General features: G+C 43.7%; 20 protein-coding genes. 5 read left to right on the top strand and 15 right to left on the bottom strand.

All coding sequences use genetic code 11. The features are described from left to right. Window positions 1-47: 47 nt before the first annotated feature. Window positions 48-953 (top strand): LysR family transcriptional regulator, encoded by a 906-nt coding sequence (locus tag F897_RS03070; RefSeq protein WP_005233182.1) that lies wholly within the window; start codon window positions 48-50, stop codon window positions 951-953. Here F897_RS03070 and F897_RS03065 read toward each other — a convergent pair. From F897_RS03065 to ilvD (F897_RS03035), 6 genes are all read right to left on the bottom strand, one after another. Beyond that, window positions 950-1,687, bottom strand: a complete 738-nt coding sequence (locus tag F897_RS03065) for a sulfite exporter TauE/SafE family protein (protein ID WP_005233181.1) — start codon at window positions 1,685-1,687, stop codon at window positions 950-952. The two genes, F897_RS03070 and F897_RS03065, sit on opposite strands and share 4 nt — an antisense overlap. 156 nt (window positions 1,688-1,843) lie before the next feature. Next, complete coding sequence (locus F897_RS03060; protein ID WP_004780403.1) at window positions 1,844-2,131, bottom strand: chorismate mutase; 288 nt, start codon at window positions 2,129-2,131, stop codon at window positions 1,844-1,846. Between the two features lie 21 nt (window positions 2,132-2,152). Next, window positions 2,153-3,433, bottom strand: a complete 1,281-nt coding sequence (locus tag F897_RS03055) for a hypothetical protein (protein ID WP_005233180.1) — start codon at window positions 3,431-3,433, stop codon at window positions 2,153-2,155. Window positions 3,434-3,585: 152 nt separating this feature from the next. Then, complete coding sequence (gene ilvD, locus F897_RS03050) at window positions 3,586-5,271, bottom strand: dihydroxy-acid dehydratase (RefSeq protein WP_005233179.1); 1,686 nt, start codon at window positions 5,269-5,271, stop codon at window positions 3,586-3,588. Between the two features lie 177 nt (window positions 5,272-5,448). Beyond that, window positions 5,449-6,671 (bottom strand): IS3 family transposase gene (locus F897_RS16900; protein ID WP_104425744.1). Its coding sequence is split into 2 segments (ribosomal slippage): window positions 5,449-6,335 and window positions 6,335-6,671, totalling 1,224 coding nucleotides; the frame shifts between segments, so codons are not numbered across the junction. Window positions 6,672-6,775: 104 nt separating this feature from the next. Then, window positions 6,776-8,605, bottom strand: a complete 1,830-nt coding sequence (gene ilvD, locus F897_RS03035) for a dihydroxy-acid dehydratase (RefSeq protein ID WP_082188700.1) — start codon at window positions 8,603-8,605, stop codon at window positions 6,776-6,778. A 409-nt stretch (window positions 8,606-9,014) separates the two neighbouring features. Here ilvD (F897_RS03035) and fmt point away from each other — a divergent pair, with 409 nt between their 5' ends. Together fmt and rsmB are read left to right on the top strand one after the other, a co-directional pair. Next, on the top strand, window positions 9,015-9,977 hold the full coding sequence (gene fmt, locus F897_RS03030; RefSeq protein ID WP_005233173.1) for a methionyl-tRNA formyltransferase: 963 nt from the start codon (window positions 9,015-9,017) through the stop codon (window positions 9,975-9,977). Next, window positions 9,974-11,278, top strand: a complete 1,305-nt coding sequence (gene rsmB, locus F897_RS03025) for a 16S rRNA (cytosine(967)-C(5))-methyltransferase RsmB (protein ID WP_005233171.1) — start codon at window positions 9,974-9,976, stop codon at window positions 11,276-11,278. The genes fmt and rsmB overlap by 4 nt, the downstream gene beginning before the upstream one ends. 62 nt (window positions 11,279-11,340) lie before the next feature. On the opposite strand, the gene zupT is transcribed toward rsmB, so the two are convergent. From zupT to F897_RS03010, 4 genes are all read right to left on the bottom strand, one after another. Then, the gene (gene zupT / locus F897_RS03020; RefSeq protein ID WP_005233170.1) at window positions 11,341-12,156 is read right to left on the bottom strand and encodes a zinc transporter ZupT; all 816 of its coding nucleotides are present in this window, start codon (window positions 12,154-12,156) and stop codon (window positions 11,341-11,343) included. 83 nt (window positions 12,157-12,239) lie between these two features. Then, on the bottom strand, window positions 12,240-12,350 hold the full coding sequence (locus tag F897_RS16895; protein ID WP_004814066.1) for a methionine/alanine import family NSS transporter small subunit: 111 nt from the start codon (window positions 12,348-12,350) through the stop codon (window positions 12,240-12,242). 10 nt (window positions 12,351-12,360) lie between these two features. Next, a complete protein-coding gene (locus tag F897_RS03015) occupies window positions 12,361-13,836 on the bottom strand; it encodes a sodium-dependent transporter (protein ID WP_005233168.1) in 1,476 nt (491 codons plus the stop codon). Window positions 13,837-14,429: 593 nt separating this feature from the next. Next, a complete protein-coding gene (locus F897_RS03010) occupies window positions 14,430-15,878 on the bottom strand; it encodes an aldehyde dehydrogenase family protein (RefSeq protein ID WP_005233167.1) in 1,449 nt (482 codons plus the stop codon). Between the two features lie 130 nt (window positions 15,879-16,008). On the opposite strand from F897_RS03010, the gene F897_RS03005 reads away from it, so the two are divergent. Both F897_RS03005 and F897_RS03000 read left to right on the top strand, forming a co-directional pair. Then, window positions 16,009-16,701 carry a TIGR04219 family outer membrane beta-barrel protein gene (locus tag F897_RS03005; RefSeq protein ID WP_005233165.1) on the top strand — a complete coding sequence of 231 codons (693 nt, stop codon included), beginning with the start codon at window positions 16,009-16,011 and terminating at the stop codon, window positions 16,699-16,701. 349 nt (window positions 16,702-17,050) lie between these two features. After that, on the top strand, window positions 17,051-17,602 hold the full coding sequence (locus F897_RS03000) for a type 1 glutamine amidotransferase domain-containing protein (protein ID WP_005233163.1): 552 nt from the start codon (window positions 17,051-17,053) through the stop codon (window positions 17,600-17,602). A 59-nt stretch (window positions 17,603-17,661) separates the two neighbouring features. On the opposite strand, the gene F897_RS02995 is transcribed toward F897_RS03000, so the two are convergent. The 5 genes from F897_RS02995 to F897_RS02980 form a co-directional block, all read right to left on the bottom strand. Continuing rightward, window positions 17,662-17,985 carry an ankyrin repeat domain-containing protein gene (locus F897_RS02995; protein ID WP_005233160.1) on the bottom strand — a complete coding sequence of 108 codons (324 nt, stop codon included), beginning with the start codon at window positions 17,983-17,985 and terminating at the stop codon, window positions 17,662-17,664. 84 nt (window positions 17,986-18,069) lie between these two features. Further along, window positions 18,070-18,285, bottom strand: coding sequence for a hypothetical protein (locus F897_RS17880; RefSeq protein ID WP_005233158.1), 216 nt, complete (start codon window positions 18,283-18,285; stop codon window positions 18,070-18,072). Window positions 18,286-18,298: 13 nt separating this feature from the next. Then, on the bottom strand, window positions 18,299-18,646 hold the full coding sequence (locus tag F897_RS17875; protein ID WP_005233156.1) for a DUF4145 domain-containing protein: 348 nt from the start codon (window positions 18,644-18,646) through the stop codon (window positions 18,299-18,301). A gap of 103 nt (window positions 18,647-18,749) precedes the next feature. Continuing rightward, entirely contained in the window at window positions 18,750-20,099 is a 1,350-nt protein-coding gene (locus F897_RS02985) for an aromatic acid/H+ symport family MFS transporter (protein ID WP_005233155.1), read from the bottom strand. A gap of 367 nt (window positions 20,100-20,466) precedes the next feature. Beyond that, complete coding sequence (locus tag F897_RS02980; protein ID WP_005233153.1) at window positions 20,467-21,831, bottom strand: MFS transporter; 1,365 nt, start codon at window positions 21,829-21,831, stop codon at window positions 20,467-20,469. Window positions 21,832-21,986: the final 155 nt, after the last annotated feature.

Here is a 21,986-nt window from a genome sequence, read left to right as displayed (position 1 = left end):
CAAGAATTGTTTAAATAGGCCTGATCTTTTATATGAGCATCCTGCAGATGCGTCTGGATTTTTTTGATTTACGTCTTTTTCTCAATATAGTCGACACAGGTAGTCTGACCAAAGGTGCTGAACGCTCTGCCATTTCCTTACAGGCAGCCAGTGAGCGGATTAAAAAGCTGGAACAGCAATATCAGGTCAGTCTGTTCAGCCGCCATTCTGCTGGGGTAAAAATGACTTTTGCAGGTCAGGTTTTTGCTGAGCATGCCCAAGCCCTGTTGCAACAGGGACAACAATTGTCTCAAGCCATGGCCGGCTTTAGTGAAGGACTCCATTCTAATATCAGCTTATGGTGTAACTCTTCAGCACAAAGTGAGTACCTTCCCCTATTATTGCCACAGTATCTGGTAAATAACCCAAATATCCAGATCGACCTCAAAGAAGCAGAGAGCAATGACATCATTGCGGCTTTGGCGAGTGGTACTGCCAAGCTGGGACTTATTTCCAGCTTTTTTCCTGCCCCTCAATTACAGACTCTGGAATTTTCAGATGATCCTCTGGTGCTGATCTGCCCTGAACCGCATGGTCTGGCAACGAATCAGGCATTAAAATTAGCAGACTGTCTGAGTTATCCTTTTGTTGGTCTGATGCAATATCACTCTTTGCAGCAATCCATCGAAACTCAGGCTCGCTTGCTGAACTGTGAAATTCAATACCGCTTACGCTTACCAAATTTTGCCGCCATTGCCCAGGTTGTGGCCAATGGTGTAGGTATCGCGATCATGCCAAAACGTGCTGCACAACGTTTGTCGAAGCTCTATGCATTTCAGCAAATCCAACTGACGGGAGATTGGGCCAACCGCAAGTTATTGTTAGCTGCAAAGAACTTTGATGAACTAAGCACGGCCTATCAGCACTTTAGCCAGTTCCTCATTTCTGCGGATGTACAAAAAATCCTGAATTAAATCCAGCCGAATTGATGTAGCATCATATAGCTGCCTAAGGCGATCAGGCCGATAAAAAATACTGTCCGGAATTTCTGTTCAGGGGTACGGGAACGGATTTTTTTGCCGAACCACATCCCGATCAAGGCCGGAATCAGTGCAATGGCCGACATGGTATAATCAATCGGCATATCTTCCACCGGGTTTTGGTGCAGGAAAATTGCCAAACACACCGTCGAGGTGGTAAACACCAAACCTAAGGCCTGAACCAGATCATCACGTTTTAAATGCAGGGTTTGTAAATAAGGCACGACTGGAATTACCACTACCCCAGTCGCCACGGTCAAGGCACCCCCGAGATATCCCATAATCGGAGAAAGCCACTTTTCATGCTGGCTTAAATCTGGCATCCGTTTTGCCAGTAAACCATATAGGCCATATAGAGCAAGCATCCCGCCTAGTAAGGCTTCACTATGAAATTCAGAATGGCCTAAAGTCGGGAAAATACTCCAGACCGAACCCACAATAATGCCTGCCAGCAGAAGCCAGAAACGGCAAATCAGTTTCAGCACATGACCTTCGGCAAAGAGTTGCCAGAAATTGGTCAGCATCGAAGGCACAATCAGTAAAGTTGCTGCCTGGAATGGGCTCATAAATATGGTCAGCAAACCCATGGACACCGCAGGCAAACCTAATCCAATGGTGCCTTTAATCAGACCAGCCAAAGCAAAAATAGCAATAACAAAAGCAGTCATCTGATGACCCTAAATTGATTTAAGCTCATGCTATAGAAATTACGAATAGAGTAAAATCAGGGTTTTAAGAAGGAAGCCTCAAGTAAATATTGAGGCTTCAGATAGACGTGCTGAAATTCATCAGATTCATCAGCAAAAATCGGATATGAAAATTGTTTAAGGACGAAACTCTTTCAGTTCACGCTGAATGAAATACTGGAACATTTCCCGGTACAGATGCTCAATAAACGCCTGATCCACACCCTGCTGTTGTGCCAAGGCTTTGACATTTTCCACGATCTGCTCCATACGCTCCGGTGATTGCAGATCAGTTTCAGTTTTTTTAAAACGGGTGGTTTGATCAACATAAAATTGACGCGCAGCGATCAGCTCGACTAAAGCTGTATCAATGGCATCGATCTGTTGACGTGCATGTTGTAATGATTCAGCTTTGATTTTTTCCATGTTTATTCAGTCACTTTCAGTTTAGTTATCACTCTTATACTTTTCTTCTAACACATTACTGAAAATACTTTCAATCATCCAGACACGATATAAGCTATTAAATGTATAACTTTGCCCATCAATACGCAGTTCTAGGACCGGTAAATTCGGCTGGGACTTCATTTCACATAAGGTGTCATTTTCCTGCAACTTGGCCAGAACGTCTTCCTGGGTCAGTTCAGTAATATTCAGTTCCTGCTGCATACGCTTGAAATGCGCTGCATAAGACAGATCATAACCACGAGTCCAGACCGCTTCCAGCATCTGGTACATAGCTTCAATCCGCTGCTCTTCCGGACAGCTATAAAACAATTGCGCCATCGGCATCACGGCCTGCTCGGTTGGCCGGCAGAATGGGGTAAATTTGACTTCAGTCCGCTTGGATAAGCGCGTCGCCAGACTCCAGTCAAACCAGTCCCGTCCCTGATAAGACAGCGGATAGACATTCAACTGGATATTATAAAAATCAGCCAGCTCTTCCTTGATATAAGCCAGCAATAACCAGGAAATCGGATCTTCCAGAGCGATATACAGATCTAGCTCCGGGTCCATGGACTGGATTTCATTCAGCTCTTCGGCATCACTGATTAGATGCTCGCGCCATTCAATATGATTGATCAGGAAAATCGGGTTGCCGGTCAGTAATCTCTGCTGTTTCAGGCGACGGGTCAGACGTAACAAGTCATCTACCGCCTGATACTGGCGTCCGCCAAACTGGAAATAGCTGGCCAGAATCGGACTATGCTCAAAAATTCGTTCCGGAAAATTCTGCGGCGCATGATGACGGCTAGCCATCGCATATAAGGTGCGCAATTTTCCGTTCTGTTTTTGCCAGAGCATATGGAATACATCTTCTAGCAAATATAGAAAATCCTGTCCGCGTAACGGTGTATTTCTCAGGATAGTTTCTGCCTGCTTTAAGGCGTCAGCTGTCGGTAATTCTGGGGTCTCATGAAAGCTGAAACGATGCTGTTTAGATAAAATTTTGGCATCATTCAGGCAATAGTGCTGCCATTCATCAAAAGACATTTGATTAGGCGGTTCAGCCCGCTGATCTGAAATGATGACTTTGAGTGGCTTCAGTTCCGGGCTGAGAATTTCTTCTAGTTGCGGTAACTGTTGTACCGCCAGATAACTATAAACATCATCCAGTCTTAAATGGATGCTCAAGCCATCTTCAATAGATAACACCGTTTGACGAACTGGTTTCTGGTAAAACCAACTCGATCGGATTGGATCAAACCAACGGCGTAGCAGGGACATGAGAGGTGCCTCGAAAAGATTTTGTCATGCCAGCCCTTGCCAGCAGGATCGTTTTATTCAACATCCTATTATGAGGATATTTATGACCTGATATAAGTCTTGTGCAAAACTTATATCAAGTCAGCAACAAATGTTCAATGTTTTCTAGGACTTTAGATTTCAAGATTTAGGTCAGTCACGGCCCCGGTCTCCGCCCCAGAGGTTAGTTTGGCGAATTTCGCCAGTGCCCCGTGAGTGTAATTCGGTTTCGGTTTCACCCAGGCCGCCTGACGTGCAGCAAGCTCTTCATCCGAAATATGCCAAGTCATTTCACGGGTTTCCGCATTAATGGAAATTTGATCACCATTTTGCACCAGACCAATCGGACCACCCTCATAGGCTTCTGGTGTGACATGACCAATCACAAAACCATGACTTCCACCTGAGAAACGGCCATCAGTAATCAGTGCGACTGAATCCCCCAGACCTTTACCAATAATGGCAGAAGTCGGTTTCAGCATTTCCGGCATACCCGGCCCACCTTTAGGCCCGACACCGCGAATGACAACTACTTCACCTGGTTGAACTTCACCATCCAGAATCCCGCGCATCGCGCCCTGTTCGCCTTCAAACACCCGTGCCGGTCCTTTGAAATATAGACCTTCCTTACCGGTAATTTTGGCGACTGCACCATTCGGTGACAGGTTGCCTTTCATAATGATCAGATGCGAATCTTTTTTCACCGGTTTGTCGAATGGCAAGATAATCTGCTGACCTTCTGGATAATCTTCTACATCAGCCAAGTTTTCTGCCAGTGTTTTTCCAGTCACAGTCAGGCAGGAACCATCTAGCATGCCAGCATCCAGCATGCGTTTCATCAATGGCTGGATTCCACCAATAGCAATCAGTTCTGACATCAGGTATTTACCGGATGGGCGGACATCAGCCACGACAGGAATTTCTTTTCCAATTCGTACAAAGTCATCCAGGCTCAGCTCCACACCCGCCGTATGCGCCATTGCCAAAAGATGTAGCACCCCATTGGTTGATCCACCCAATGCAATCAATACTTTAATTGAATTTTCAAAAGCCGCTTTGGTCATGATGTCACGTGGCTTGATGTCCAGACGAAGTAGGTTCATCACTGCTTCACCAGCACGGGCACAATCGATCTGTTTGTCTTCAGACACCGCTTCCTGTGCTGATGAACCCGGTAGGCTCATACCGAGGGCTTCAATCGCAGAGGCCATGGAGTTCGCGGTGTACATCCCGCCACAAGAACCTGGGCCCGGCAACGACACTTCTTCAATGTGTTTCACCTGAATCGCATTAATTTCGCCTTTGGCATGCTGACCGACCGCTTCAAATACAGAAATCATGTCAGTATGACCTTCACCCGGCTTGATGGTACCGCCATAAATAAACAGACCCGGACGGTTTAAGCGTGCCAAGCCCATAATGCAGCCCGGCATGTTTTTGTCACAACCGCCAATGGCAATCACGCCATCATAGGCCTGACAACCAACTACTGCTTCAATCGAATCGGCAATAATTTCCCGCGACAGCAAGGAGTATTTCATCCCTTCAGTCCCGTTGGAAATCCCATCAGAAATAGTGATGGTATTGAAGATAATGCCCTTACCACCGGCAGCATTCACGCCCTGCTCGACTGTACGTGCCAGGCCATCAATATGCATATTGCAAGGGGTCACATTGGCCCAGGTTGACGCGATCCCGATAAACGGACGAGTAAAGTCTTCATCCTGAAAACCGGTGGCACGCATCATGGAACGGGCCGGTGCATTCTCGATGCCTTCATAGACGGGAGCAGAATGTTCTCGGATATTGTCTTTACTCATTTTATTCGTCCTGGATGTAATTCTTGTGAAGCCTAAAAGCTGTCTAGGTTTTATTTGATTGTATAGAAAGCGATCTTTAGATAAAAGTAAGACTCTGTGTATCTGATTCAGTTATTTGAGGTAGTGCAATTATGTCTTGTCCTGAAATAGATTGACAGTATTCCACTTCAAACCGAGTTAAGCAATTAGCTCGGTTTTAGTTTGCTCATACGTCTGATTCGGGGTGTTCATATTTAAACTTAAATGTGGTCTATAGCAATTATAAATCATGATAGATTCCGCAATTAAGTGATCTAACTCTTTCATGGTTTGACATCGTGTAGTTAAAAACTCCTGCTTTAATATTCCATTAATCCGCTCTGCTAATGCATTCTGGTAACAGTCTCCTCCATCTGTCATAGAAGGACATACCCCATAATGGCGTAATGCCGATTGATATAGTTCAGAGCAATACTGAGAGCCTCTGTCTGAATGGTGAATCATCCTGGCTGCCCGATCTGTCACATGCTGCATCGCCATATGTAGTGCCTGCACAACATTCTCTGCACGCATATCATTCGATAACTTATAACCTTTAATCTGGCGGGTATAAGCATCTGTCACTAAGGATAAATAATGTACGCCTTCAGCACTCTCAACATAGGTAATATCACTGACAAAGACTTCATTGGCTTGCACCGCTGAATAATCCTTTAATAAATTTGGATGCTTCTTCATCCAATGCTTGCTATCCGTAGTTTTTGTATAACGACGCTTGGGGCGAATCAATAAATTATTTTCTTTCAATATTTTAAATAACTGATCCCGTCCACACTTTAAACCACGCTGCAACAATTTGCCTTTAATAAGCCAATACAGCTTACGTGTTCCGATACTTGGCATGAGACAGCGATACTCCATAACCAACTCGAGTATTTGTTCTGTTACTTGTGCAGTCATTTGAGCACGTTTTTCTGCTTGATAATAAGCTTGTCGAGTGATTCCTAACCACTGACAATAACGTGAAACGCTTAGTCTTCTTTGGCTTTGCCAATCTTTGAAACGTGCTCGGTATACTTTTTTCCAAGATCAGTCCCACACTCTTTATCAATGTGATAAATCACATCCTGTATAAATTCAGTTTTGAGCTTTTCTGCGGCTAACTGTTTTTCTAATTGGCGGATTCGTTGTTGGGGGGTTAATTGGCGTTTAGAAGAAGTCGGCATATTCGAAGTCCAATCCTGTTGTCCGTGCTTGCGTAACCATACCAGCACAGTTGATCTTCCTTGAATACCATATTTTGCCTGAGCTTGTTTATAAGTAATTTGCCCTTTTTCTACTTCATGTACCACCATCATTTTAAAGGCGAAGCTATAATCACGTTGTGTGCGCTTAACTCGTTGTTCTCGTGCATGTTCCATAAAATAAGTCTCTTAAGGTGTAAACTTATTTCAGGACGGGACATTATCAAAAATAAAAAAAGCACCCCTCTGGAGTGCTTTTTTGCGCTATAAAGATTTACAGCTTAGATTTCACGAACTGCACCTTTTGCAGCGCTTGTGGTATGCATTGCATAGGCCTTTAATGCTTTAGAAATCTTACGTGGACGGTCTTCCACTGGATGCCATCCTTTTTCATCCTGTGCTGCACGACGAGCGGCCATAGTCGCATCATCAACAGCCAGGTGAATGGTACGGTTTGGAATATCGATTTCGATACGGTCGCCATCTTCAACCAGACCAATCGCACCACCTTCAGCAGCTTCTGGAGAAACGTGACCAATCGACAGACCTGAAGAACCACCAGAGAAACGGCCGTCAGTCAGAAGTGCGCACTCTTTACCAAGACCCTTAGATTTCAGGTAGCTGGTTGGGTATAGCATTTCCTGCATACCAGGGCCACCACGTGGACCTTCGTAACGAATAACGACTACATCACCTACTGTGATTTTGCCACCCAGAATCGCATCTACAGCAGAATCCTGGCTTTCAAATACACGTGCAGTCCCATTAAATTTCAGGATTGATTCATCTACACCAGCCGTTTTTACGATACAGCCATCGAGTGCGATATTACCATAAAGCACAGCCAGACCACCGTCTTTAGAGAAGGCATGTTCTGCATTACGGATCACACCATTTTCACGGTCGCCGTCCAGACGTGAGTAGTAACGATCTTGTGAGAATGCAGTCTGAGTCGGTACACCACCTGGTGCTGATTTAAAGAATTTATACACTTCTTCATCTTCAGTACGGATGATGTCCCACTTGTCCAAAGCATCTTTTAATGTTGCTTCGTGAACCGTACCGACAGAGGTATCTAACAGGCCTGCACGATCCAGTTCGCCGAGAATCGACATAATACCGCCGGCACGGTGTACATCTTCCATATGCACGTCATTCTTCGCAGGAGCAACTTTACAAAGCACTGGTACTTTACGAGACAGACGGTCGATGTCATCCATGGTGAAATCCACACCCGCTTCGTTTGCAGCAGCCAATAAATGCAGAACAGTATTGGTTGAACCACCCATTGCGATATCTAAAGTCATGGCATTTTCATACGAAGCTTTAGTCACCATTGAACGTGGCAATACGCTGTAATCATCCTGTTCATAATGGCGTTTTGCCAGTTCAACAATGAGAGAACCTGCACGTTCGAACAGTTTTTTACGGTTCGCATGAGTTGCCAAAGTTGAACCATTACCTGGAAGTGACAGACCCAATGCTTCAGTCAAGCAGTTCATTGAGTTCGCAGTGAACATGCCTGAACATGAACCACAGGTTGGACATGCAGAACGTTCGTATTCCGCAACTTCTTCGTCAGTATAGTTATCATCTGCCGCAACGATCATCGCATCGATCAGGTCAATGGCTTTGTCATTACCACGGATTTTTACTTTACCCGCTTCCATCGGACCGCCAGACACGAAGACCACCGGAATGTTCAGACGCATTGCTGCCATCAGCATCCCCGGAGTGATCTTGTCACAGTTCGAGATACACACCATGGCATCGGCACAGTGTGCGCTGACCATATATTCTACCGAGTCAGCAATCAGGTCACGTGAAGGCAGTGAATACAACATACCATCATGACCCATCGCGATGCCGTCATCTACAGCAATGGTATTGAATTCTTTTGCTACACCGCCTGCCTGTTCAATCTGACGTGCCACAAGCTGGCCTAGATCTTTAAGGTGAACATGACCCGGTACAAACTGGGTGAATGAGTTCACCACGGCAATAATCGGTTTACCGAAGTCTTCATCCTTCATCCCAGTTGCGCGCCATAAGCCACGCGCACCCGCCATGTTTCTTCCGTGTGTCGATGTTTTTGAACGATAGTCAGGCATTTTATATTTCCAACAAAGTTTGAGCTTGAAATGAACCGAAAAAAGTTCACTCTGGCTAGATCATACTGACAATGAGCTTAAATCAGTCGAATGTTAGACCTATCATACTACAAGCCATTGTTTTACAAGATGACCTATTCGTTGTAGATGCAGACAAAAAAATGTCTATAGAGAGGTCTCGGTGAGCTGACAATAAAAATCTCTTAATAAAGCTACTATACCGCCATCATGGATTGGACAATACAAAACTTTCATGAATAATTTTTAGAATTTGCATGAGTTTTTTTTATATAAAATTTAATTAAAAGTGGGAATCTATAATCGCTGTAACAGTTAAGTGCATTGTAGATTAGGCGGCCATTTGGCTTTTAGCTTATAATAGCTGCCAAGTTTATTTGGAATTTCATGTGTGAAAATCATATTTGCAGGCACACCAGAATTTGCAGCAACTGCATTGGCTGCGCTTCTCAAAACCGATCATGAAATTGTGGCGGTCTATACTCAGCCGGACCGTAAAGCTGGTCGTGGTCAGAAACTTACTGCTTCTGCTGTGAAACAGCTGGCGCTTGAACATGACATTCCGGTATATCAACCACTTCATTTTAAGTCTTCAACTGAAGAAGGTCTGGCTGCTCAGGCTGAGTTAAAAGCCTTGAATGCTGATGTGATGGTCGTAGCTGCCTATGGTCTGATTTTGCCGCAAGTGGTTCTGGATACGCCTAAATATGGTTGCCTGAATATTCATGGTTCACTGCTGCCACGCTGGCGCGGTGCTGCGCCGATCCAACGTGCAATTGCAACGGGTGATCACGAAACTGGCGTGACCATCATGAAAATGGCTGCCGGGCTGGATACCGGTGACATGATGTATAAAACCTTATGTCCTATCACTGCAGAAGATACCTCAGCCAGCCTGCACGATAAACTGGCTACCCAAGGTGCAGAAGCGATTGTAGCGGTACTGGAATCTGAAGAAAAATTACAACAGTATTTAGCCGCACGGGAAGTGCAGGATGAAGAACTTACCGTCTATGCTCATAAGCTATCTAAAGCAGAAGCCCGAATTGACTGGAGCTGTACTGCCTCTAATATTGACCGTAATATCCGTGCCTTTAATCCTTGGCCGGTGGCTTTTATCCCTCTGGATGAAAATAACAACCTGCGGGTTTGGGGTTCGGTACTCTCAGAAAAAAATGCACACTGTCATGCCGCTGGCACGATTCTGGCGATTGATAAACAGGGTGTGCATGTAGCCTGTGGTGATGAAAAAGCAGTGTGTCTCACTTCACTGCAATGGCCGGGCGGCAAACCGCTCAATCCGGTACAAATTAACCAGACCCAAAAATTACATGTAGGACAATTATTGGCATGAGTCATTCTGAATCAGGCACATCTCACCTTAACTTGCGTGCCCAAGTGATTCGTACCTTACTTGCTGTACAGCAAGGACAATCTCTGGCTAGCATTTTGCCGCTGCATTTAAAGAAAGTGGCTGACCGTGACCGTGCCCTGTTCCATGAACTGGTGTTGGGTACTTTACGTCAATGGTATGCACTTAAAAGTATTACCTTGCCTCTGCTAGTGAAGCCTTTAAATAATGACACGGTCGAAACCTGTCTCTATGTCGGCCTATACCAGTTACTGGAAACCCGAATCGCGCCACATGCTGCCATTTCTGAAACCGTGACTGCCGTAAAGCAACTTGGCTATCAGGCTTTAAGTGGCGTAGTGAATGCCATCCTGCGCCGTGTTTCACGTGAAACATCGGAATTTCAGGCAGCACTGGATCAGGCTCATGGCCTGCCAAGTTGGCTCTTTAAACGCCTGAAAAAAGACTGGCCAGAACAGCTCACTGAACTAAGTCATCAGTTAAAGCAGATTGCTCCACTGACCTTGCGCGTAAATGAACGTCAGGTTAGCCGCGAGGACTATCTGGAAATTCTGGAAGAGCACGAAATTCCGGCTCACGCCTGTACGATTTCTAAGGTCGGGATTATTCTCGATGCCAATGTACAAGTACCTGATTTGCCTGGTTTTGATATCGGTGGTTTTTCGGTACAGGATGAACATGCCCAGCTCTGCGCTACCTTATTGCCAAATCTGGATGACAAGTATGTTATTGATGCCTGTGCAGCACCGGGTGGTAAAACGGCGCATATTCTAGAAAAATATCAGCCGCGTAAACTGATTGCACTGGATCAGGATGCCAAGCGTTTAACACGTGTCACTGAAAATCTTGAACGTCTGTTACTGGAAGGCGATCATGTTGAAATTAAGGCTGCAGATGCCATTACCTGGCAGGCACCGGAACAGCTGGACTGTATCGTGCTGGATGCGCCATGTTCAGCCATCGGTGTAATGCGTCGCCATCCAGATATTCGTTTACTGCGTCATTCAACTGATATCACCCAGACGGTAGAGCTGCAAAAGCAGATTCTAGAAAATATGTGGCAGCAACTCAAAGTCGGTGGTACCCTGCTCTATATCACCTGTTCAATTCTCAAAGCAGAAAATGAACAGCAGATGGTCGAATTCTTTAGCAAACATCCCGAGGCTAAAGAAATTAAAATTGAGGCCGATTGGGGCATTGAACAGATCCATGGTCGTCAGCTGCTACCTAAAACCGGTCAAGGCGATGGCTTTTTCTATTGCCGGATTGAAAAGACTGCTTAAATGATATTGCTAAAAGAAAAGGTAGCTTCGGCTGCCTTTTTTATTGTCTTGATTTGAGATTATTATTGTACAAATTTAAAAATCACTAGACTGGTCGCCAGTGCCGCCATCCCACTGACCAGACCATACACGGTTTCATGACCTTTAGAAAAACGTTTTGCAGTCGGCAACAGTTCGTCTAGTGCCAGATAAACCATCACCCCACCAATGATCCCAAACACCATACCATAAATAGTATGGCTCATATATGGTGCCAGAATGAAATAGCCCAGCGCAGCGCCCAGAGGTTCAGCAAAACCTGAAACCAGACTGGCCACAAGTGCATAGTCTTTACGGCCTGTTGCACCATAAACCGGTAATGCAATTGCGACACCTTCAGGGATATTATGAATTGCAATGGCAACCGCCAAAGGTGCACCCAGTGCAGGACTTTCCAGCGTCGCAAAAAAAGTCGCCAATCCTTCTGGCAGGTTATGTGCACTAATCGCGAATAAGGCCAGCAGGCCGGTTCTTAGCAGTTGCGGCTGACTCAGATCCTGTTTCGATTGTGCCTCAATGGTTTCATGCGGATTAGGAACGAATCGATCCAGCAATAAGACCAGTACCACACCCAATAAAAAAGCAAAGGTGCCATAAGCAAAACCGGATTTTTCATCAAAGGCCAGGCTAAAAGAACTAATAGATTTATTTAAAATTTCTGTGAGCGAGACATAGATCATTGCTCCCGCAGCAAAGGCCAGTCCGAAGGCTAAAACCCGGTAATTCGGTTTTTTTAAGAACAGCACCAATCCCCCACCCACCAGGGTTGCCAGACCTGCTAAAAATGTCACTGCAAAAGCAGTATAGACTTGTGCATCAGTAACGGGAGCAATTCCCATAAGTCTGCCCATAAAAAAAGTCATTATCACCAAAGATGATAATGACTTTCATTTACAGCAACAATGTGTTTATGTGAAGATTTTTAGTCTTCTGGTTCTTCTGGATTTTTTGCCAGATGAATCACAGAAAGTACCAGACCACCCCATAATAAAACGATGGAGAAAATCATCATGATCAATGCAGATGTATTCATATTGGTTCTCCTAACTATGACGGTCTTTAACTAGACTGAGCAGAATGGCGCCCAGAATAAAGAATGCAAGGGTGCCCCCACCAATCGTCCATAGCGTACTTGCGGGATAACCACCATAGCCTTCTGCCATGATTGATTTCAGGGTTAAACCCAATGCCAGCAATAATGATAAAGGCGTGATCACTGTCAGCATGAACTTCCAGCTGGCACCCAGTTTCAGACTGGCAAACTCGTTCACATGTGTTTCCAGCTGTTTCATCAATGGACGACGGAACCAGGACAATAAAATAATCGAGAACAGTCCACCACCCACAATACCGATGTTATTGGCAAAGTAGTCAATAATGTCGACAAATGTAATGGCACTATGGGTCGAGAACATCAAGGTGGATACAACTGCTGAACCACCCGCAATAATCGTCACTGACTTGTTCTTTGACCAGCCCAGCTTGTCTTGGAATGCCGCAATTGGCACCTGCAGGATACTCACCATGGAAGTAATACCGGCTACAGTCAATGAACCAAAGAACAGGAAGCCAAACAGATCACCACCTGCACCTAAGCTGGAAATGATTTTCGGGAAGGCAATAAAGGCCAGACCGATACCACCAGATACCACATCTTCAACTTTCGCACCTGAACTGAACGCCATAAAACCAAGTGCTGCAAAAACCCCAATACCTGCCAGGATTTCAAACGACGAGTTAGCTAATGCCACCACGACACCTGAACCGGTCAGGTTTGTTTTACGTTTCAGGTAAGAAGCATAGGTCAACATAATCCCGAAGCCCACTGAGAGTGAGAAGAAGATGTGACCAAAAGCAGCCAGCCAGACTTTATAATTGGTCATGGCTTCCCAGTTTGGGGTAAAGAAGGCATTTAAGCCATCGACTGCACCCGGTAAACGTATCGCCTGAATCACCAGAATCGTGAATAAAATTACCAGCAAAGGCATAAAGATTTTATTCGCCAGTTCCACCCCACGGCGTACCCCACCGTAAAGAATCAGCATCACGGCTGCCCAAACGATCACCAGACCAAAGAACAGTACAGGGACGAAACCGAAGGTCAGGCCCTCACCATTTTGCAGGTAGCTATTGAAGAAAAAGGCTTGAGTATCTGTGCCCCATTGCTGCCCAAAGGAATAAATCATATAGCTGCCGGCCCAAGACAGGACGCTGGCATAATAAATCCCGATGATCAGGGTCACCATGACCTGCCACCAACCCAGAGATTCTGCATTCATGAGTTTTTTATAGGCCATCGGTGGTGCTTTGCGGAACTTATGTCCGACTGCATAATCTAAAAATAATAGAGGTAAACCTGCTGCAAAAATCGCAATCAGATAAGGAATCAGGAATGCCCCGCCACCGTTTTCATAGGCAACGTATGGAAAGCGCCAAATATTCCCCAAACCAACGGCAGAGCCAATGGCTGCAATAATAAATCCTGATCGTGCCGACCAATTCTCTCGAGTATCTGTCATAGAACACCTAAACTTTAAACTTCATTCAATACTGCTTGTTATGGTTTTGTCGCGAGCACTGAAGAAGCATTTCAATTATTTCGGGTGTTTGAATTAGAGTTATACCTTTTGGGCATCGAATTCTAATATACAAACAGGTCAGCTAGCCGGACAGCTTGCTTAAAGTCTGAGCAGAAGGCCGACCTTGTAGATGGTTCAACAATACTGACTTTTTCAAATTTTTTCTGTAATTTCTGCTTAAAACATTCTTTTTTTATAATCTATTCTTATCAAATGCTCAATAATTCTACGCTGAGCTCTTGATTTTATTAGTTATATGTATACAAACTTTTTGGAATATATTGTTTTTAAGTTTTACTACAGTTTTCAAGCAATTTTTCGCTCTTAACTCATCAAGTATTAAATAGAAATTGAAAAAGTGTTTTTGAATCTTTTTTGTTCATTTTCTTCTGAATAAAAACAGAGCTGTGTCTTAATTTATTCAGCCTATCTTTTCTGCCTAGCCTGCTGTCTTTTTGAGCAATAAAAAGCAAAATTCCACAACCGGCCTGCCTTATGCTGATTGTGGAATAGTACTGATTGATTCGGTCAGCTTAACATTTGATGACAAGCATACGTTCTTCCTGCATGTCACGAATCGCAGACTGAATGCCTTCACGGCCCAGACCAGAATCTTTGACACCGCCATAAGGCATATTATCAACACGGAATGACGGAATATCATTAATGATGACACCACCCACATGCAGATGATCCCAGGCATACATCATCTTCTGCAGATTTTGAGTATAGATACCGGCTTGCAGACCAAAGCGACTGCTATTAATACAGGCAATTCCTGATTCGAAATCGCTATAAGCTTCAATAATGGCGACTGGACCGAAAACTTCATTACGGTAAATTTCAAGTTGATGATCTACCTTTTCCAACAGAATCGGTTCAAACATCGCCCCTTTCACTTCACCACCGGTCAGTACATGGGCACCTTGCGCTACGGCATCTTCCATCCAGCGATGCAAACGTTTAGCTTCAGCTTCCTTGATCATTGGCCCCAGCAAAGTCGTTTCCAGATTCGGATCACCGGCTTTCAGATTTTGCAGTTTCTGAACCAGCTTGTCTTTCAGCTCTTCAAAAATATCCTGATGCACCAGAATACGTTGCACGCTGATACACACCTGCCCTGCATGACCATAAGCGCCACCAATCAGACGGTCAATCAGCTGTTCACTAAGTTCAGTATCTGGCTCAATCATCACTGCGGCATTGCCACCGAGTTCCAGTGTGACTTTTTTGCGGCCGGCACGAGCTTTCATATCCCAGCCCACGACATCGGAACCGGTAAAGCTTAGCAATTTAAAACGGTCATCTGTAACCAGTACATCCGCCAGATCACGTGGACATGGCAGAACTGAGAAGGCATTCTTCGGTAAATCAGTTTCTGCCAGAATCTCGGCAATTTTTAAGGCTGAAACTGGAGTCAGGCTCGCCGGTTTCAACACGAATGGACAACCTGCAGCAATTGCCGGCGCAATTTTATGTGCAGTCAGATTTAATGGAAAGTTAAACGGACTAATCAGGGATACAGCACCAATCGGTACCTGTTTCACCATGCCCTGATAGCCTGAAGCTGCAGCGGTGACTGCCAGAGGCAAAATACGGCCCTGATCCATCTGGGTGACCGCATCTGCCGCAATCTGGAAAGTATTGATCAAACGCTCTACTTCTGCACCGGCTGCTTTACGTGGCTTGCCACCTTCGGCAATCAGGATTTCAGTCAGTTCTTCACGGATTTCATTAAACCGCTTCACACAATGCAGCAGAATTTTCTGTTTCTGGAAAGGTTCCAATGCTGCCATTTCTGCTTCTGCCTGAGTCGCAGACTGAATTGCCTTTTCTAAAGTTTCAGCATCTGCCAGCGCGACACGAGCATAAAGCTCCTGACTATATTTATGTTTGACCTCCAGCCATTCACCCGTTTGTACCTGCTGTCCTGCCACATATAATGGATAGTCTTGATGATATTGTGCTGCTGTTGATCCCATTATTCTGCCCTTCACATTAGCATATACATTTTAGAAATTACCTATATCATGCACTTACTGATTACGTTTAAGAAGATGTATTTAGGTAACAAAATCGCTCAATTTAAAGAAAGCGTAAGGAAAATTAGAAATGCGTACACAATTATTCACTGCATTATTACTAGGATTAGGACTGAGCAGCATAGGCCATGCTGATGTGATTGGTCTTAAAGCAGATGCCAGCTACTGGAATTTTGACGGTTATAGCCAGTCTGCCAATGCCGACAAACAGGACCTTGATCGCCAAGGTACAGCACAACTGTCGGTTGCATTTGAACATCCAGTACCACTACTGCCAAATGCCAAAATCAAATATGTGAATCTGGACAGCAATAGCGAACAAAGCACCCCGCTGAGTGCTGCCGATATCGAACTCAATAATATCGACTATATTCTGTATTACGAACTGCTGGATACCATTGCCCATGCTGATATCGGTGCAGGTCTGACTAATCTGGATGGTACAGTCAGAAATCTGAATGCAGGTGCCCTGACTCAGTACGATCTAGATGAATACAGTCCATTACTCTATGCTACAGCTGGGGTAAAACTGCCATTTACTGGCATGAGTGCTAAAGCTGAAGCGGTTTACAGTCATGGTAGCGATATTAAAAAGACTGATGTTCAGGCTGAACTACAATATGACTTTATTGATAACCTGCTGGTCGATGTAGGGGCTAAAGTTGGCTATCGCATCATGAATATTGATGCCGAACAAAATAATGCGCCAGATTTGGAACTGGAATTTAAAGGCCCTTATATCGGCTTAGATATACACTTCTAAGGAATATAATGACTTATGAAAATTGGCCTTCACTCTGTAAGCCCATACGTACAAAGATAGATGTCATCGACGTCTATGCCAGCTTTCAGGTTCAGACTATTCTACAAACATACAGAGCAGCAAGCTCAAATACCTAAAAACAAGAAGAATAAAGTAGTGCACCAGGACGTGAGGTACGACAGGAGTTATACCTAGACACGAGATACGAAAAAAGCCCCAACAGGATGTTGGGGCTTTTTTATCTATAAACTCTTAGCATTGTTTAACAGTTCCGAGCTAAAAATCCAACATTGTAAGAATCGCCTTGTTGTTAATCTGAAAATCCTCACATTTTTTGGGAACAGCAATCATGGTAAAAAAGGTCCTCTTTATTACTTCAAACCAAGGCGTTGAACATGATGAACTGGTCGAGCCTTTAAATTTTCTAAAATCCAAAGGATTTGAAGTGATTCATGCGGCAGAAAAAAATGAAGAGGTGGCAACAGTAAAAGGCGATACTAAAGCTGCTACCTCATATACGCCTGATACCGGTTTTGATCATGTCACACTGGATGATTATGATCTCTTGGTTGTTCCTGGTGGCACTGTGAATGCAGATACTTTAAGAATTAATGAATCTGCCCAGAAAATCGTGCAGCATTTTGCTGATCAGCAAAAACCAATTGCCGCAATCTGTCATGCGCCATGGGTTCTGATTGATGCACAGCGAATTAAGGATAAAAACCTGACTTCATACAAGAGCCTCAAACTGGATCTGGAAAATGCCGGTGGTAAATGGGTCGATGAACAGGTTCACCGTTGCAATACTGGCGACTGGGTACTGATTACTTCACGTAATCCGGATGACATTCCTGCTTTCAATGACGCTATCTTAAAAGAACTGGAGGGCGATGCGGCCTAAGTTCAAACCATAAAAAGCCTCCATCTGGAGGCTTTTTTATTTTCTTGATCTTATTTTATTTAAATACCGCCTTTCAGGCTTTTTAGATAAGCCACTACATCTTTATTACCGGCCATTTCTGCCAGTTCTAAAGCGGTATAGGTACTGCGATGATCGACATCTGCACCTTTGCTGACCAAGAGTTTCACTACTTCCAGATGATCATTTTCAGCTGCCGCATGTAAGGCACTATAGCCTTCTTCATCGGCAGAGTTGACATCCAAACCTTCCTGCAAGGCTTGTTCGACCTGTTCAATATCACCTAAAGATGCCCAATACACCAGTTCAGGAAGATGCAGCTCGTCATCATCTTCAGGGATTGGGGAGAATGATTTAATAGTCATAACTGTTTACCTGATTTTTTAATTATGAAATGGTTGATTTTACTCAGCCAACATCATGAAAGTTCATCATATATAAATCTTTGATTAATTACTTTTGAATTTTTTTAATAGCTCTTCGCTTCCTGAAAGTACTGACAAGGCCATATCAATCATTAGTTTTTTTCCTGACTCGATATTATTAACATCAATATCTTCCAGATTAGCATCGGCAAAATCTGGATTGATTGCCATTTCAAAATTAATAATCCACCAGTTTTCAATTTTATGAATCAATTGATATGTACATAGAAAGTTTTGCATAAGGTCTTTTATTTCACCATTGAAAAACTATATTACTCATTTCATGTGCTAAATAGTTTCTATAACTTTTTAAGGCCTCAATATTTTCTTTATCTTCTTTATTAATGACTCCATTCTCTATTAACCAAGAAATAGAAGCGTAGAGGTGATTTTTATGTCTTGATAAAACTTTTGTTCTATATTCTTCCTCTCCTTCTAAATCCTTAGCACCAATTAAAGTCATAGCATAAAAGTCTTTGAGTCGATTAATAATTGAATCTTTCAACATTTCATAAATAGTTATGTACATCGAAATATTAATTAGTCGATCTTTAAATACTTCAGGATTTAAAAAGTTTTCCCATTGCTCGCGATAGTCCATTTTTTAATAACTTTTAAACTCATAATTTTTTAATCTAAATTGCTTTAGATGAACAGTAAATAAAAAAGCCCCCTTTCGGGGGCTTCTTATTTCAAGCTAGGTTTTAAGCTTTTGCAGGAACGGTATCTGCTGAACCAATCTTTTCAGATTCATCTTCATGCATGATGAGAGCAACCGCAATAGCTGTAATCAGTACCGGTAAACCGACTGCCATAAAGTTAAAGTGTGCAGGCAGGTTCATACCCAGTAAGCCACCGATCAGGATCGGGCCAACAATCGCACCCATACGACCAATCGCAGATGACCAGCCAATACCTGTCGAACGTACTGCCAACGGGTAGAATTGTGCAACATAGCTGTATAGCAACATTTGCGAACCAATTGATGCTGCACCAGCCAGAAACACCAGAATGTAAAGCAGGAACTGGTTAGATGCAAAGCCCATTGAGCTCATCACAATCGCACCCATCATACCGAGGAACATCAATACCGGTTTCAGGTGGAAACGGTCAGCCAAAATACCACCGCCCACAATACCAACCACTGCACCTACGTTCATTGCCATCATGAACATCAGGCTGTTATCCATTGAGTAACCCGCTGCCATCATCAGCTTCGGTAACCAGCTGCTCAGCGCATACATGGTTAGTAGGCAAGTGAAGAAAGCGACCCAGAACAATAACGTATTTACTGCACGGCCACGACGGAACAGGCTCACCACGTTTGCTGCTTCAGGTACATTTTCCTGTGGCAGTTTAAAGATGGTAGTTTCTGTAACACTTAGATTTGGAGCCAAACGACGTACAATTTGACGTGCTTTTTCCTGTTTGTTGTCTTTGACAATAAAGGCTAAAGATTCCGGCAAGAACTTCCAGATCACTGGTAATAAGAATAATGGAATACCTGCGATAAAGAACATGATTTGCCAACCAAAACTTGGGGTAAACCATGAACCCAATAAGGCAGCCATCACACCACCTACCGCATAACCACTGAACATGGTCGTCACCAAGGTACTACGCATTTTTTGTGGTGCATATTCAGAGGTCAGTGCCACCAGGTTTGGCATTACACCACCAATACCCAGACCGGCAAGGAAGCGTAAAATACCGAACTCAGTCGGGTTTGAAGCAAAACCACCAGCAAAGGTCAGGCCACTGAATAACACGATACAGATCATGATCACTTTTTTACGGCCAATTTTATCTGCCAGAGAACCAAAGATCATCGCGCCAAACATCATGCCGGCAAGCGCAGTACTGGCAAGCATTCCCGCTTGAACGGCACTTAGGCCCCAGTCCTGCATTAATAAAGGTAAAACAACACCATTGATTGCTAAATCGTAGCCGTCAAACAAGATAATGAGTAAACACCAAGCAACTACATTGAAGTGAAAAGGCGTAAATTTCGCATTATCGACTACAGAATTTATATCTACTGTTTCCGTTGTCATCGTTCTCATCTCCCATGAGTACTTGTCCATAAAATCCTTTTGAATATCCGGGGGGAATATTCAAGTTTCAGCAATATACGCAAGTGAGATTTAGTGCACAATAAGACCAAATGATGGAGCAATTTCAGCCATAAAATAGCGGCTATTTGTGTGATTTATCACATTTTTATAAAGCTAAATAATTGAATAATTAGACATTTATTATTCTCATTAAAATGCTTATATAAATAGTCTATAGACCAATGATTTTTTGATTTATTCAATTTTTTATGAATGATTTTTATACTTTAAACAAAAGATCCCTTTCTTATGAAAGGGATCTTTTGACTCAATTCAGATTTATAGCAAGTGGATTGGCAAAAAGTGACTAGGTTTTAATAGAATTCAGCTTCTGTTTCGCCAGTAAGGTCTCAGCATTCCGTTCTGCATTCAGATCTTTACGTACAATCATCGCCACTGAAATCGCGCCGATAATGGCTGGAATCGCAACAGCCAAGAAGTTCATTTTATGTGGCAGCTCCATACCCAACAGGAATCCAATAATAATTGGACCAACGATTGCCCCTACCCGACCAACTGCAGACGCGCAACCAATACCAGTAGAGCGGATTGCCAATGGATAGTACTGAGCCACGAAACTATAGAGCAGAATACTACTACCAATTGCCGAAGCACCCGCAGCAGCGACTAACAGATAGATCACAGCCCGTGGAGAATTAAAGCCTAATCCAACTAGGGATACAGCACCTAGCAGGAACATGCCAATAATGACGGGTTTCAGATGGAAACGATCCGCCAGAATACCACCACCAATGGTTCCAACCACTGCACCAATATTCATCGCCATCAGGAACATTAAACTGTTACCCAGAGAATAACCCGCTGCCATCATCAGTTTTGGTAACCAGCTACCCAATGCGTAGACCATAAGCAGACACATAAAGAAGCAGCACCAGAATAATAAGGTACTCATGCTACGACCCTGCTTAAATAAAGCGGCAATAGAAGCATCGGGTGCATGCACTTCATTCAGTACAAACTGCGTACTTGCAGTGACATTTTGCTCAGGACTGATCTGTTGAACAATTTTGCTAGCCTTTTCATTTTGCTGTTTTTTTACCAGGAAAGTTAAAGATTCTGGTAAATACAAATACAGTATAGGCAGCATCAATAATGGAATACCTGCGATATAGAACATGATTTCCCAACCAAAACTTGGGGTAAACCAGGCACCTAATAACGCCGCCATAATCCCGCCGACTGCATAGCCACTAAACATGGTAGTGACTAAGGTACTGCGCATTTTTTGTGGTGCATATTCAGAAGTTAATGCGACCAGATTCGGTAAAACACCGCCAATACCTAAGCCGGCAATAAAACGCAGGATGCCAAATTCAGTCGGACCAGAGGCAAACCCGCCCCAGAACGTAAATCCACTGAATAAGGTCACACAAATCAGGATGACATTTTTTCGTCCAATTTTATCTGCCAGCATACCGAAGAGCATGGCACCAAACATCATGCCCGCCAGAGCAGTACTCGCAAGCATTCCGGCCTGAACTGCCGTCATATTCCATTCTTGCATCAGTAGAGGTAAAGCAACACCGTTGATTGCCAGATCATAACCGTCAAAAATAACGACAAATACGCACCAAAGTACGATCTTTAAATGAAAAGGTTTAAACTTTGCTTCATCCACTACAGCATTCACATTCACTGTTGTTGCTGTCATTTTTTCTCACCTCCAATTGTGAGCTTTTTTATTCTATGAAAAAATGAACGTTCATTCACTTTTGTATATAAAATGGATGATTCTTTAAACCTTGTCTACTGCAAAACTTACCAAGTTAGATGTTTTTAATAAAATTTAGGCTAAAGTCGTAAATT

Origin of the sequence: Acinetobacter variabilis (genome assembly GCF_000369625.1) — a bacterium.
Taxonomy (GTDB): domain Bacteria; phylum Pseudomonadota; class Gammaproteobacteria; order Pseudomonadales; family Moraxellaceae; genus Acinetobacter; species Acinetobacter variabilis.
The sequence above is the reverse complement of the archived record's forward strand: the minus strand, read 5'-3'. Positions and strand labels throughout refer to the sequence as shown.

Bases quoted from the DNA above. Each gene is read 5' to 3' on its own strand.
- F897_RS03070 (WP_005233182.1), top strand. From the start codon at position 48: ATGCGTCTGGATTTTTTTGATTTACGTCTTTTTCTCAATATAGTCGAC.
- F897_RS03065 (WP_005233181.1), bottom strand. From the start codon at position 1,687: ATGACTGCTTTTGTTATTGCTATTTTTGCTTTGGCTGGTCTGATTAAA.
- F897_RS03060 (WP_004780403.1), bottom strand. From the start codon at position 2,131: ATGGAAAAAATCAAAGCTGAATCATTACAACATGCACGTCAACAGATC.
- F897_RS03055 (WP_005233180.1), bottom strand. From the start codon at position 3,433: ATGTCCCTGCTACGCCGTTGGTTTGATCCAATCCGATCGAGTTGGTTT.
- ilvD (WP_005233179.1), bottom strand. From the start codon at position 5,271: ATGAGTAAAGACAATATCCGAGAACATTCTGCTCCCGTCTATGAAGGC.
- ilvD (WP_082188700.1), bottom strand. From the start codon at position 8,605: ATGCCTGACTATCGTTCAAAAACATCGACACACGGAAGAAACATGGCG.
- rsmB (WP_005233171.1), top strand. From the start codon at position 9,974: ATGAGTCATTCTGAATCAGGCACATCTCACCTTAACTTGCGTGCCCAA.
- zupT (WP_005233170.1), bottom strand. From the start codon at position 12,156: ATGGGAATTGCTCCCGTTACTGATGCACAAGTCTATACTGCTTTTGCA.
- F897_RS16895 (WP_004814066.1), bottom strand. From the start codon at position 12,350: ATGAATACATCTGCATTGATCATGATGATTTTCTCCATCGTTTTATTA.
- F897_RS03015 (WP_005233168.1), bottom strand. From the start codon at position 13,836: ATGACAGATACTCGAGAGAATTGGTCGGCACGATCAGGATTTATTATT.
- F897_RS03010 (WP_005233167.1), bottom strand. From the start codon at position 15,878: ATGGGATCAACAGCAGCACAATATCATCAAGACTATCCATTATATGTG.
- F897_RS03005 (WP_005233165.1), top strand. From the start codon at position 16,009: ATGCGTACACAATTATTCACTGCATTATTACTAGGATTAGGACTGAGC.
- F897_RS03000 (WP_005233163.1), top strand. From the start codon at position 17,051: ATGGTAAAAAAGGTCCTCTTTATTACTTCAAACCAAGGCGTTGAACAT.
- F897_RS02995 (WP_005233160.1), bottom strand. From the start codon at position 17,985: ATGACTATTAAATCATTCTCCCCAATCCCTGAAGATGATGACGAGCTG.
- F897_RS17880 (WP_005233158.1), bottom strand. From the start codon at position 18,285: ATGCAAAACTTTCTATGTACATATCAATTGATTCATAAAATTGAAAAC.
- F897_RS17875 (WP_005233156.1), bottom strand. From the start codon at position 18,646: ATGGACTATCGCGAGCAATGGGAAAACTTTTTAAATCCTGAAGTATTT.
- F897_RS02985 (WP_005233155.1), bottom strand. From the start codon at position 20,099: ATGACAACGGAAACAGTAGATATAAATTCTGTAGTCGATAATGCGAAA.
- F897_RS02980 (WP_005233153.1), bottom strand. From the start codon at position 21,831: ATGACAGCAACAACAGTGAATGTGAATGCTGTAGTGGATGAAGCAAAG.